10 protein-coding genes and 1 tRNA gene are annotated in these 12,327 nt (G+C 37.5%); 1 reads left to right on the forward strand and 10 read right to left on the reverse strand.

Annotated elements, in window-relative coordinates:
• Window positions 1-211 precede the first annotated feature (211 nt).
• Window positions 212-284, forward strand: a tRNA-Ala gene (locus tag BMX40_RS06230).
• Window positions 285-813: 529 nt separating this feature from the next.
• Here BMX40_RS06230 and BMX40_RS06235 read toward each other — a convergent pair.
• The 10 genes from BMX40_RS06235 to BMX40_RS06280 form a co-directional block, all read right to left on the reverse strand.
• Window positions 814-1,464, reverse strand: coding sequence for a transcriptional regulator (locus BMX40_RS06235; RefSeq protein ID WP_090867949.1), 651 nt, complete (start codon window positions 1,462-1,464; stop codon window positions 814-816).
• Between the two features lie 252 nt (window positions 1,465-1,716).
• Window positions 1,717-3,990, reverse strand: coding sequence for a glycoside hydrolase family 65 protein (locus BMX40_RS06240; RefSeq protein WP_090867951.1), 2,274 nt, complete (start codon window positions 3,988-3,990; stop codon window positions 1,717-1,719).
• A 29-nt stretch (window positions 3,991-4,019) separates the two neighbouring features.
• Entirely contained in the window at window positions 4,020-4,700 is a 681-nt protein-coding gene (pgmB, locus tag BMX40_RS06245; protein ID WP_090867953.1) for a beta-phosphoglucomutase, read from the reverse strand.
• Between the two features lie 166 nt (window positions 4,701-4,866).
• Window positions 4,867-5,835 carry a formylglycine-generating enzyme family protein gene (locus BMX40_RS06250; protein ID WP_090867954.1) on the reverse strand — a complete coding sequence of 323 codons (969 nt, stop codon included), beginning with the start codon at window positions 5,833-5,835 and terminating at the stop codon, window positions 4,867-4,869.
• Between the two features lie 88 nt (window positions 5,836-5,923).
• On the reverse strand, window positions 5,924-7,246 hold the full coding sequence (locus tag BMX40_RS06255) for a sulfatase family protein (RefSeq protein ID WP_090867956.1): 1,323 nt from the start codon (window positions 7,244-7,246) through the stop codon (window positions 5,924-5,926).
• Window positions 7,209-8,288 (reverse strand): LacI family DNA-binding transcriptional regulator, encoded by a 1,080-nt coding sequence (locus tag BMX40_RS06260; protein ID WP_090867958.1) that lies wholly within the window; start codon window positions 8,286-8,288, stop codon window positions 7,209-7,211. The genes BMX40_RS06255 and BMX40_RS06260 overlap by 38 nt, the downstream gene beginning before the upstream one ends.
• Before the next feature lie 54 nt (window positions 8,289-8,342).
• Window positions 8,343-9,041: a YesL family protein gene (locus BMX40_RS06265; RefSeq protein WP_170840678.1), complete on the reverse strand. Its 699-nt coding sequence runs from the start codon at window positions 9,039-9,041 to the stop codon at window positions 8,343-8,345.
• Between the two features lie 110 nt (window positions 9,042-9,151).
• Window positions 9,152-9,991 carry a carbohydrate ABC transporter permease gene (locus BMX40_RS06270; protein ID WP_090867963.1) on the reverse strand — a complete coding sequence of 280 codons (840 nt, stop codon included), beginning with the start codon at window positions 9,989-9,991 and terminating at the stop codon, window positions 9,152-9,154.
• Window positions 9,991-10,854, reverse strand: a complete 864-nt coding sequence (locus BMX40_RS06275) for a carbohydrate ABC transporter permease (protein WP_090868186.1) — start codon at window positions 10,852-10,854, stop codon at window positions 9,991-9,993. The genes BMX40_RS06270 and BMX40_RS06275 overlap by 1 nt, the downstream gene beginning before the upstream one ends.
• A 205-nt stretch (window positions 10,855-11,059) precedes the next feature.
• Window positions 11,060-12,313, reverse strand: a complete 1,254-nt coding sequence (locus BMX40_RS06280; protein ID WP_090867965.1) for a sugar ABC transporter substrate-binding protein — start codon at window positions 12,311-12,313, stop codon at window positions 11,060-11,062.
• Window positions 12,314-12,327 lie beyond the last annotated feature (14 nt).

A 12,327-nucleotide genomic window follows, 5' to 3' on the forward strand; every position in this document is an offset into this window, starting at 1 on the left:
GTTACATTATACGAATCTAACACACTATTAATATGGCATAGAACTTAGTAAGATACCATTAACTAATTGTAAAAATCCTAGAAACTCGGTCTATTTATCTACTATTTTTCATAAAACAGTTAATTTTTCCTATATGTTATTAGATGAGTTTAATTAGGATTGAGTTGATATAAACATAAGAGGTCTTATATAATAATATATAAGTATTTAGGGGGCATTAGCTCAGCTGGGAGAGCGTTTGTCTGGCAGACAAAAGGTCAGCGGTTCGAGCCCGCTATGCTCCATCAAACCAGCATTCACATTTGTAGGTTTATCAGGTTTGGATTGTTTGTTTGTGCAAAAACAAACCTTTACCCTACCCGATAATATAATTGATCAGAATAACGGAATGAGGATCCACATGACTTACAAACTGGTTCCTCATTCCGCTATTTGGCTAGAACTCCCCTTCTCAAGGGTTAAATTGGTTCCTCGTTCCTCTATTGGTGCAATTAGTGCCTTCATTCCGCTTGATTTTAATACATAACGGAATGTCGATCATATAATCTTCAACTATCATGGTGTTTGAATGGAATAACGGAATGAGGTTCCACATGACTTATAAACTGGTTCCTCATTCCGCTATTCGGCCAGAACTCCCCTTCTCAAGGGTTAAATTGGTTCCTCGTTCCTCTATTGGTGCAATTAGCGCCTTCATTCTGCTTGATATCGGTAAATAGCGGAATGTCGATCATAATACCTGCAAATTATATGGTGTTTGAAGGGAATAGAGGAATGAGGATCCACATGACTTACATACCATTTCTGTATCACTTACCGAGTATTAAGCTTATACGTTCTCGCTCGTTGTTTGCCACTTGCAACAACCAATATCTGTTGTTCTACCAATTGATGTAATATTTTTCGGGAATGACGATCACTGATTCTCAGATGTTTTGCGAGTTCCAGTGGGGTAATTGGCCGAAGCATTCGTCGCGAAAATCGTACCGTCTCTGCTTCTAACCAGGATAAATGAGAGGGGGCTTTTGTTGAAATAAAGTTACCGATAAAGGAGAGAATGAGTTGTTGACACTGTTTGGGTTCGTCTTTGATGGATAAGTAAGCAATCGGAAGAAAAGTCCAGCCGTCTAAAGTTAGCAAAGAATGTCGCCAGCATAAATCTTTAAACCTTCTAACATCAAGATCTCGAGCATGAGGACCGTAACCTTGAATCTCTATTCCTCCTTTAGCATCTCTAGGCATATAGGCAAGATCAAGATAACGGTATCCGTTATTGAAGTCTCTTACTTCCCATTCTGGATATAAATAGTCAAAATTGCCAATGGTTGGATACCAAATAAGACGTAGAAATTCAACAGTTCCATGTCCTAATCCTTTCTCCAATATTTCTCTTCTGCGATGATTCTTCTCTTCATTAATATTTTTTTGAAGCCAATCGTTAAATGCTTCTTTAAATGGTTTCACAGTACCACATCCTTTATTAAATATTGATTTAAAGAATAATGAACAAGGATTTTTTGTGAGTAGGAGGGGAGGAACAACAAAACGGTATTAGAGAAGGGAAAATTCTACCAATATAAGACACTGTTATGGTAACTCACTGTTTAATAAATAGCAATAGTAAGCTTAGCGCGCTAATGCCATTACAAACTATTCCAAAATAAAAATGATACCCCCTAGTAGAAGGTATCACTTCTTATATCTCTAAATTTGAATTTATACTTGAATAGCCATTTCTACTTCCTTACCTTTTTCTAAAACAACAGGCTTGCCATGATGCATTATCTCCAAGCTGTCGCCTTCTTCAATGGTATACGTGATGACTTCATTCTCCATCCGAACCTTAAGCAATCGACCTTGGTACTGCAAGTGAAATGCTAAGGAATTCCACTGCTTAGGTAGTGTTGGTTGCAAAGATATCCCACTTTCTTTTACCCTTAAACCAGCAAATCCAAATACGATAGCTAACCAGGTTCCACCCATATTTGCCATATGAAGCCCATCTTTCGTATTTCCATGTGTATTATCTAAATCCAATCTTGCTGTTTCATTAAAATATCGATATGCTTTGTCATCATAACCAAGCTTTGATCCCATAATACTGAACACACAATACGACAGGGAAGAATCATGTGTGGTAATTTGCTCATAGTAATCATAGGAATTTTTAATTGTTTCTTCGTCTTGTTCATCTTCTAAAAGAAAATGAGCAAGCACCGTATCTGCTTGTTTACACACTTGATAGCGGTACAATGTTAACGGATGATAATTAAGTAGCAACGGAAATTTATCCTTAGGCGTATTTTCCAAATCCCAGCGTTCTTTTTTCAAGAAGCTATCATCCTGAGCGTTGATTTTCAGGTCTTCGTCGTATGGCAAGTACATATTTTCTCCAGCTTCCAGCCACTCATTGACTTCTTGTTCCGTTACATTAATTTTACTAGCCAACTCTTGTAACGATTCCGTCTCTTTTAACTGTTGATATACTTTCGCAGCCCATAATAAATTATGTTTAGCCATCGCATTCGTATAATAGTTATTGTTAACAATGCAGGTATACTCATCAGGACCTGTTACGTCATCAATTCGAAATTGTCCATCCAACATATGCCCAGTATCTACCCAGAGACGTGCTGTTTCGAATAGAACTTCGGCCATATACGTCTTGAGAAGATCCTCGTCCTTTGTTACTAAATAATACTGGATAAAGCTGTATGCAATATCTGCACTGATATGATATTGTGCCGTACCTGCAGGGAAAAATGCCGAGCTTTCTCCGCCAGTAATCGTTCTCCAAGGGAATAACGCACCTTTCGTGTGCCCCATCTCTTTCGCTCGTTCTCTCGCACTATCTAGCACAGAATAACGATGCAACAATAAGTTTTTAGCTATTTCAGGGTTAGTCATTAGGAATACAGGGAACATATAGATCTCGGTATCCCAGAAATAATGCCCTTCATATCCTTCGCCAGATAATCCTTTGGCTGCGATATTACTAACCGAATCTTTACCAGCTGATTGCAATAAATGATATAGATTAAATCGAATTCCTTGTTGGAGCTCATCGTCCCCATCAATTTGAATATCAGATTTACTCCAAAATGCATCCAAATAGCGCTTCTGTGCGTCCAACAGATCTTCAAACGTTTTGTTTTCCAATTCGTCCTGGATAGCTAATGCCTGTTCCACAACCGTTTTCCCGTGTCTGAGTGTATCTGTGTATACATTAAACTTTGTGAAATCGATGACTCCATTCCCCTCACAAATATACACTTCTTTAACCCCTGTATCTGTAACTTCGCTATCATATGAGTTGGTAGTAGAGACCCTAGTTGATGTCACACTAGCAACTTCTAGATTAGTTACATAGGTAGTATCCTTTACGACACTATATGCCCCCTTCTTATCCACCTCACTCACTTTAAGACGTTTCGCATGACCTGAAGCTACACGTGGATCACTCTTATCAACAAAGTTGGAAACATCCCCTTCAAGCGTTGAAACGATCTTCACCTGTTCCACATTACTACCAGGTTCAATTCTCACATCAATAGCAAATAGTTCTTTCACTTCAAAAGAAACAACGCGTCTGAAGTGGAGCTTTAATTCCTTCCCTTTTGGAGACTTCCAATGAATAATCCGCTCTACAAAACCAGCATCAACATGTAAATTCCGTTCAAATGCAATAATTTCTCCATCAAATAGGGAAAATAACTCATCATCAATGTAAATATGGATTCCTTGACCATCAATAATATTTACCAGCTTCTGTTGCGTTTCTGGAAAAGCATGTAGCTTTTCCCCATAAGATATCTCCGTTTCATCATGGAACGCATTAATATACGTACCACGAATAGATTTATACCCATCATGATAACCTTCTTCAAAATTACCACGCACTCCTAGATAACCATTTCCTAAGGAAAGCAAGCTTTCGTTTACTAATAGATTTTGATTATCCAACTCGGACTTCGTTAACTTCCACGTCATAATTAAACACTCCTGGCAGTCTATAATTCTTAAGGTTTTCCCTTCCAGCTTACATATTGTCTTACAATTTCTTCAAAATTTAATTTAGCTGTATCCTCTACGATATAATCTGCGGCAGCTAAATGGTCTGATGAACCAACGCCAACGGAGAACATCCCCGCTTTATTAATCGCTTCTACTCCGGCTGCTGCATCTTCAACCCCAATACAATCGGAGTATGCTATCCCTAGTGTATCTGCTGCAGTTGTAAATGTTTCTGGATCTGGCTTCCCTTTACTCACCTTTGCCGCATCCACAATATAATTAAAGTAATTTGTTAGACCTAGCTTTTCTAGCACCATTGATGCATTTTTACTTGCAGAGCCAAGAGCAATTTTAATTCCACTACCCTGGATCTCTTTAAGTAAATTTTCGATACCCGGTAAGGTGTGTTCACCGTCAATTGAAGCGATAAGGTTTTTATAATATTCATTTTTATCATGAGCACGTTGTTCCTTATCTTCCTCGGTTAAGGATAAAGCAGGATTTAAAGCCAAAATTCGTTCTAGTGATTCCATACGACTAATACCTTTTAATTGCTCATTAAACTGTCGGTCAAACGTAACACCAAGCTCCTCGGCTAGCTTTTTCCAAGCTAAATAATGAAACTCTGCTGTATCTGTAATAACTCCATCCAAATCAAAAATAAATAACTTCGGCGATTGTGACATAAACCTTATTCCTTTCTGAAAAAACTTGTTGTATTTTTATCCCGTATGTAACAGATAGCTAGATCCTCACCATAGAAAGTTCAAGTGATAAGGGACTGTACACAAAAATCCTATTGGTTCAACTAACAACTATTGGAAGAAGGCTCCTCCTGATTAAAGGGTCGCTTTAATCCATATCCATCACACAACGAAACCCAATGTTTCCAGATGAACTATCCGGTGTATTAGATGTCCTTGCCGCCACACGGTAGCGATTGCAATACGAATCCTGGCAAAGATAAGATCCACCTCTCATTACCCGGCTATCCCCATTCTTTGGACCTAAAGGGTTTGTCTTCTCACCGAGTACGTGAATATCTTTTTGGAACCAATCCGAACACCACTCCCAAACATTTCCTGCCATATTATATAACCCATACCCGTTCACTGGAAATGATTTTGCTGAAGCTGTTCCTAAATAACCGTCCTCTTGTGTATTTTCATAAGGAAACTTCCCTTGCCAGGTATTACAATAATGCTCACCATTTGGCATAAACTCGTTTCCCCAAGGATATTCCTTTTGTTCTAAACCACCGCGAGCAGCATATTCCCACTCTGCTTCCGTTGGGAGTCTTTTGCCTGCCCACTTACAAAATGCTTGGGCATCATTCCAGGAAACATGGACAACCGGGTGATCCATTCGGCTTTCTATTGTCGAATCAAGTCCCTCTGGGTGTTTCCAGCTAGCCCCTTCTACCACCCACCACCAAGGAGTTTGTTGTACTTTTTGTCGAACAGTTCTTGCGGTTTTCGGATTAATTAACTGGTAGAAAACAAAGGACCAACCAAAACGTTCTGCTTCTGTTAGATAACCAGTGTCATCGATAAAAGTTTTAAATTCCTTATTTGTAACGGTATGTGAATCCATGAAAAATGAGTTAACTTCTACCTCTCTAATAGGACCTTCACCATCATTAGGAAAGCCTTTTTTCGAATCCGTTCCCATCAAAAACTTCCCACCAGTAATTCGGATCATTTTTTCTATATTTACCTGTTTATTGGAGGAATGGCTATGTATTTGCAGTTTCTCTAAGGAAGTATTCGTCTGGGATGATCGGTTCACCCCACAACAATTCGAAGCTCCTCTGTCATTCATTTTCCCTTCCTCCAATCATTTTATGTATCTGATGCAAGAAGCAAGCCAGTCACCTCACCCTTGTACCAGCCTGCTTTTTTCGATTTAATTAGTTGCTGCTTGAACCTTTATATACTCTTCCTGCTTCAATTTCTTTTCTCCACTCTGTCGCTTCTTCACCTGGAACAGGCCCTTCTAATAACGGATCCTTCGTTTCTCTCATCCATTGTTCTACCTTCAACCGCAGGTTACTTACTATTTCCTGATATTCTTCATTATTTGCAAGGTTCTTTTGCTCTAATGGATCCTGTTCAAGGTCATACAACTCTTCTTTTGAATTGGATACATAATACTCTTCTCGAACATCTTGCCCAGACAAGCTTTCATGAATATCATATGGTAAATATACTTTTGGCCCGTCCTCAAAGTTTCGAATATATTTATATTTATTGGTTCGAATACCTCTCATCGGATGATAACGATCATGCCAGGTTAACTCACAGAAAAAACTCTCACGCTCTTTATACGATTCTTCCCTTAATAAAGGTAAGAAGCTTGTTCCGTCTATTCCATCTGGAACCTTTCCACCAGCTAGTTCAAGTAGGGTTGGCATAAGGTCAATATTACAAAGCAGCTCATCTTGCACCCTTCCATTATTTTTCATACCTTTTGGAAGACGCATAATAAGAGCGGTTTCTAGACCAGCATCTAATAAGGTCCCTTTCGCTCTAGGGAATGCTATGCCATGATCTGTTGTATAAATTAATAATGTGTTCTCTGCCAAACCATTTTCTTCTAACGATTTTTTAATTCTGCCAACAGCTTTATCAAGCTCTTTAACAGAGCCATAGAAATATGCCAAATCCTCTCTCACTTTTGGCGTATCTGGTAAATAATCGGGAACTTCCACCGACTCGAGGGGAACTGGTTCAAAGTCATCAAATGGACGATGTGTCTCCTCGAACCCAACTGAAGCATAAAATGGCGTCTGATCTGATGAGGAAGCTCTTTCTTTTAAAAACGTCTCGACCTTATCGGTTACTTTTTTAGCTGCGTTCCCCGGCACTTCCACCACATGCTCATATCCAAGCTTGGAGCCATCTAATTCTCCATCAATTGACTCATGAAAGAAACCGAACAACCAAGTATCATATCCGGCTTTACTCATCTCAGAAGGGATTGTCTCCATATCTTTTTTCATCGAATGGCCCATATGCGCTAACCCTAGCATTCCATGATTGTGGCCATACATTCCTGTTAAAATACTGCCACGGCTCGGGCTACATTGTGGTTGAGAACAGAAATAGTTATTAAACTGAACACCATTTTCAGCTAAATCATTTAACTCTGGCGTCTCTACATTATGCCCGTAGCTACCGATATGCCTGCCTGTATCATGTGATATAATCATTAAGATGTTTGGTTTGTCCATCGTTGTCTACTGCCTCCAATACGTCTTCTTTAAATGTTTGAACACTTTCACGTTCCATTAACTCATGATCTACACATACTAGCTTTTCCTCTTCTTTATTTTCCATAAGCTGTTGAAGTAATAAAGCAGATTGTTTTCCCATCTCAAAAAAATCTTGCTTGATGGTAGTCAATCTTGGTTGTGTGAAATCACTTAAGAGTAGATCATCAAACCCGGTAACGGAGATGTCCTCTGGAACGCGTAAGCCCTTATCCTTTATTGCTTTCATAACACCATATGCCATCAAATCACTAATACAAATGAATGCCGAAGGACGTTTTACCTCTAAATATTTCTTAGCCAAGGTATATGCTCTTTCTTCAGAGAAATTTGCATAAAGAATATTTTCTTCTCGAAGCTCCAAGCCGAAATCTCCAAATGCTCGTTCAATTCCTTTTAATCGCTCCGAGTTAACATAGGTTTCTTTCGTTCCTGCAATGACAGCGATATCCCTGTGTCCGTGATTTAATACATATGTCGCCACTTTTTTACTTGCTCCAAAGTTATCACTCGTAACACTACCAATTAAACGACTACTATTTTTTGAAACGACATCAACCATCACACAAGGTATATTGGTATCCATAAGCTCATTAAAATAACGGTCATCCGTACGAATTCCTTGTAAAATAATTCCTCCTATTTTTCGATCCCGACAAAACTGAGCATAACTTTTTTGTTCTTGTTTCATAGAATCAATTAAAAAAATCGAGAGCTCATAATCATTTTCCTGTACACCAGTATAAACTCCTTTAAGTACTTCAAATGAAACCGTATCCTTCGTATTTTGAGTGAAGATACCTGAAGCAATTAATCCAATTGTTTTTTGTCTTTTAGAGGATAGATTTTTAGCAACAATATTTGGCGTGTAGTTTAGTTCTTTTGCAATTTCAAAAATCCGTTGTCGAGTTTTCTCATTGATGTCTGGGTAATTATTAAACGCCCTCGATACAACGCTATTGGAAACACCTGCTTTTTTCGCAACATCTTTTATCGTTGCCATTTTCACATCACTTCCTGTAAATTTAATTACATCTTTCTAATCATCCATATAATTCTAGCGTTTTGTCACCTTCATCGCTCTCGCTTCCATTTTTAACGTGAATCGATAAAAGGCATAAAAAGTCAAGAAGGCAGTAACAGATAATGAGAAAAACGGAAATAAGAACCAAATTCTCATGCTCATGTAAATGACAGATGCATGAATAATTATAATGGATATAAATAATAATGGATTACCTACAGTAATTAAAAAGGCATTTCTAAAAAGTTCTTTTTTCGTCATATGGTAGTGTACACTTAAACAAATGAAATTGGTCATAAATACAAACAATCCTACGCCAATGATTAACATGATAAAGCCAAGAAAATTGTTCTGTTGATAGAAATAGTAAAAATCTACCGCCCAGATAATCCATAAGCCTGTTACTAGTAGACCGGATTGAAAACTTGTTTTATAATTTTCCTTTCCATATGTCCAAAAAGCACCTAACAATGACACTTTCTCTTTGTTGATAATCCAATCGCGAACTGTAGCATACGCTGCTGCTAAACTTGGGAAAAACAAAATTGGGAATAAGATTGCGATCGGAATAGCTAATATAACATTTGCTAGATTAGATGGTGTTAAGAACATCACGAAAACGATAATAAAGATTGGAAGGTTACTTATTATCCAAAGGATATTTACAACCGTAAAACGCATTATCCATTCGGCTAGAGAAAATAATCCCCCCATAAATCCTGAATAATTCATTCCATTTCCCTCCTGGATTGAATGGAATAGATAGAAAAAACACATTCGGCATCCTTTTTGGATTATATTCTTGTACTTCTTGGATGCCGATTATTCTTCAATTAGTCAATTTACTTAACTGCTCCCTCACCAATCCCTTTAATAATATGCTTTTGAGCAAAAATATAAAAGATCACAACCGGAATAACCGTTAACGTTAATCCAGCCATCGCTAAGTTCCATTGGATGGTAAACTCACCAAAGAAATAGAAAGTAGACAATGGAATGGTACGTAAGGATGTATCCGTTAACGTTAAAGATGGTAATAAGAAGTCATTCCAAATTTGAATAACATTTAAGATGATAACTGTTACTGTAATTGGTTTTAACATTGGAAATACGATTCTCCAAAATAATCCGAACTTCGTACAACCATCTATTGTCGCTGCTTCCTCCAATGAAATTGGGACAGTTGAACGAACAAAACCGTGATAAAGGAAAACAGCCATCCCTGCATTAAAACCTACATGCATGTAGATTAAACCGCCACGTGTATTTAACATTTCAACAGGTAATACACCTGAAAGTGTATCCATAAATTGAATGAGTGGCATCATCAAGGTTTGGAAAGGAATAAGCATTGTTGCTATAAATGTCATAAAAATAATTTTACTCAAGACATTATCCGTTCTAGCCAACATCCAGGCTGTCATTGAAGATAGAATAACAATGAATATGACAGAGGTTATCGTAATAAATAGAGAATTTCCAAGTGCTGTCATGAAGTTCATTTTATCCATTGCATCCAAATAATACTGTAGACTAAATTCAGATGGAAGAGCAATCACATTTTCATATAACTCTTGGCGATTTTTAAACGAGTTGACAACCATGATATAAACGGGAGATAAGAAGACCAATGCGCCTAATAAGAGTAATAGTTCTCTTATTAATTTACTGGATTTTTTCATTACATCTCAACCTCCCTTTTCTTCGTAATATAAACTTGTGTTAATGTTACCGCTGCAACAATTACGAAAAAGATAACCGCTTTTGCTTGACCAAAGCCATAGTTTCCATAACCGAATATCTCATTATAAATGTGTAATGCGAATAATTCCGTCGAGTTAACTGGTCCTCCACCTGTTAAGGATAAGTTTACGTCATAGATTTTAAAAGCAAACGATAATGTTAAGAACAAGCAGATTGTAAATGATGGCATTAGTAGTGGTAAAATAATTTTTCGTAGTCTCTGCCAATAGCTTGCTCCATCGATCATAGATGCTTCAATAACGTCATTGGAAATTCCTTGTATACCCGCAATATAAATAATCATCATATATCCTGCCATTTGCCATGTAAATACGAATACAAGTGCATATAGGGAATAATCCGGATTTAATAACCAGTTGAAGAAGACACTTTCAAAGCCTGTTGCTTCTCCGATGATTTTAAATGCATCTGTAAATATAAATTGCCATATATAACCAAGAATTAGTCCACCAATTAAGTTTGGCATAAATAACATAGCCCTTGCTGCGTTAACTGTTTTCAATGCAGATGTTACGAGCAGTGCAAAAGTAACACCAAGAATATTAACCGTTATAAGAGCTAATATTGTGAACTTTACCGTTATCCAAGCAGAGTCCATAAAACGGGTATCACTGAATAATTGCAAATAGTTGTCTAGCCCTACAAATACCATTGGGTTTGCCCCAATACCATCCCAGTCGAAAAAGGAATAATAGATTCCCATTAAGAATGGAATAATTACTACCGTAACAAAGATTAATAAAAGTGGGATAGTGAATAACGCAAACCAACCTTTGGTCATTCTATTTGTCACGTCAACCCCTTCTTTCCAATTTAATAATTTGATCGTTTTTCTCTAGAAGGTTATAACCTATTACTACTAGAAGAAAGATCGTTCTATAAAAGATTTATGAAAAAGTGATAGGAAGATAATCTTTTGAGATAATACATCATTGGTTGATCATTCATCTCTGATTTATCTCCCTATCTTGTCTCTAATTCTCTACTTATTTAGTTGCGTTTTGCCAAGCCGTATCTAAGCTGTCAATGAAATCATCACCAGATACATCCTCTGATAAGAAGAAGTTCTCTGTAGCTGGTACAAAGTCATTCACAATTACATTTGCTGGATAGTAGTTATGTGACCATGGAATTGTTTCCCCACTATTCGTCGCATCCAACACCGCTTGTGATAATGGATCTAAGTCATTTGCTTCAATATTTGTGAAGGCAGGTACCGCACCGAATTCTTCGACAATGTAGCGCATACCAGTTTCACTCGTGTGCATCCAGTTTAAGAAGTCTGCTGCAGCTTGAACTTCTGCATCATCTTTCTCTCCGTTAATTCCCCAGTTACTTCCTACACCAACCTCTAACTTATCATTATCTAATAATGGAAGTGGCGCCATACCAATTTCAAAGTCTAAATCATAATCTTCAAACATACCATATGCCCAGTTCCCTTGATGGATCATCGCTGTTTTACCAGTAGCAAAATCTCCAACCTGCTCATCATACGTAATGTCTAATGGGTTTGGAATGTTTGCACGTAGATCTTCCATTAACTGACCAAATGCTTGGAACTCTTCTGTATCAGCCATTGTTACATCACCATTGTTTAATTGTTGAATATATTCATAGTTGTCATCCTGTAGTGAGAAAGGATAATTACTTAAGTGCCCGATTAAGAAATATGCTTCTTGTGCTAGACTAAGACCATCTACATCTGTTCCATTGAATTCTTCTAATGTATTAATGAAAGATTCATAGTCAGCAATATCTTCTTCACTAACTAAATCTTTATTATAAACTAATCCAAAACCTTCAACACCATATGGTACACCAACAACTTTTCCATCATACTCTAATGCCATATCAGGAGCAATATGCTCAACAAACGGTTCATTACTCATATCATATAAATAAGAATCTAATTTCTCTGCTTCTGTTATATGACGAACACTGAAAATCGATGGTCCCTGATTACTGTTTAAACGAATCTGTAATTGCTGGAAGTAGTCATCGCCGGTTGTTCCCCACACCTCTACTTCAACACCTGTTTCTTCTTCATATTCAGCCGCCAATTCTTCTAGTTGCTCTGAGATTTCTACTTTACTTTGGAAAATGGTAATTTTTTCTCCTGAAGATGCTTCAGACCCTTCTGAGTTCTCGTTCCCTTCATTATCTTCTCCACCACATGCTGCTAATACGAGCACAACCGTGATTGCTACTAAAAATAAAAGACTTTTACGGAATTTCATTTGAAATCCTCCCC

The organism is Oceanobacillus limi, assembly GCF_900111445.1.
In the GTDB taxonomy this organism is placed as follows: Bacteria; Bacillota; Bacilli; order Bacillales; family Amphibacillaceae; genus Ornithinibacillus; species Ornithinibacillus limi.

Bases quoted from the DNA above. Each gene is read 5' to 3' on its own strand.
- BMX40_RS06260 (WP_090867958.1), bottom strand. From the start codon at position 8,288: ATGGCAACGATAAAAGATGTTGCGAAAAAAGCAGGTGTTTCCAATAGC.
- BMX40_RS06255 (WP_090867956.1), bottom strand. From the start codon at position 7,246: ATGGACAAACCAAACATCTTAATGATTATATCACATGATACAGGCAGG.
- BMX40_RS06280 (WP_090867965.1), bottom strand. From the start codon at position 12,313: ATGAAATTCCGTAAAAGTCTTTTATTTTTAGTAGCAATCACGGTTGTG.
- BMX40_RS06265 (WP_170840678.1), bottom strand. From the start codon at position 9,041: ATGAATTATTCAGGATTTATGGGGGGATTATTTTCTCTAGCCGAATGG.
- BMX40_RS06275 (WP_090868186.1), bottom strand. From the start codon at position 10,854: ATGACCAAAGGTTGGTTTGCGTTATTCACTATCCCACTTTTATTAATC.
- BMX40_RS06250 (WP_090867954.1), bottom strand. From the start codon at position 5,835: ATGAATGACAGAGGAGCTTCGAATTGTTGTGGGGTGAACCGATCATCC.
- BMX40_RS06270 (WP_090867963.1), bottom strand. From the start codon at position 9,991: ATGAAAAAATCCAGTAAATTAATAAGAGAACTATTACTCTTATTAGGC.
- BMX40_RS06240 (WP_090867951.1), bottom strand. From the start codon at position 3,990: ATGACGTGGAAGTTAACGAAGTCCGAGTTGGATAATCAAAATCTATTA.
- pgmB (WP_090867953.1), bottom strand. From the start codon at position 4,700: ATGTCACAATCGCCGAAGTTATTTATTTTTGATTTGGATGGAGTTATT.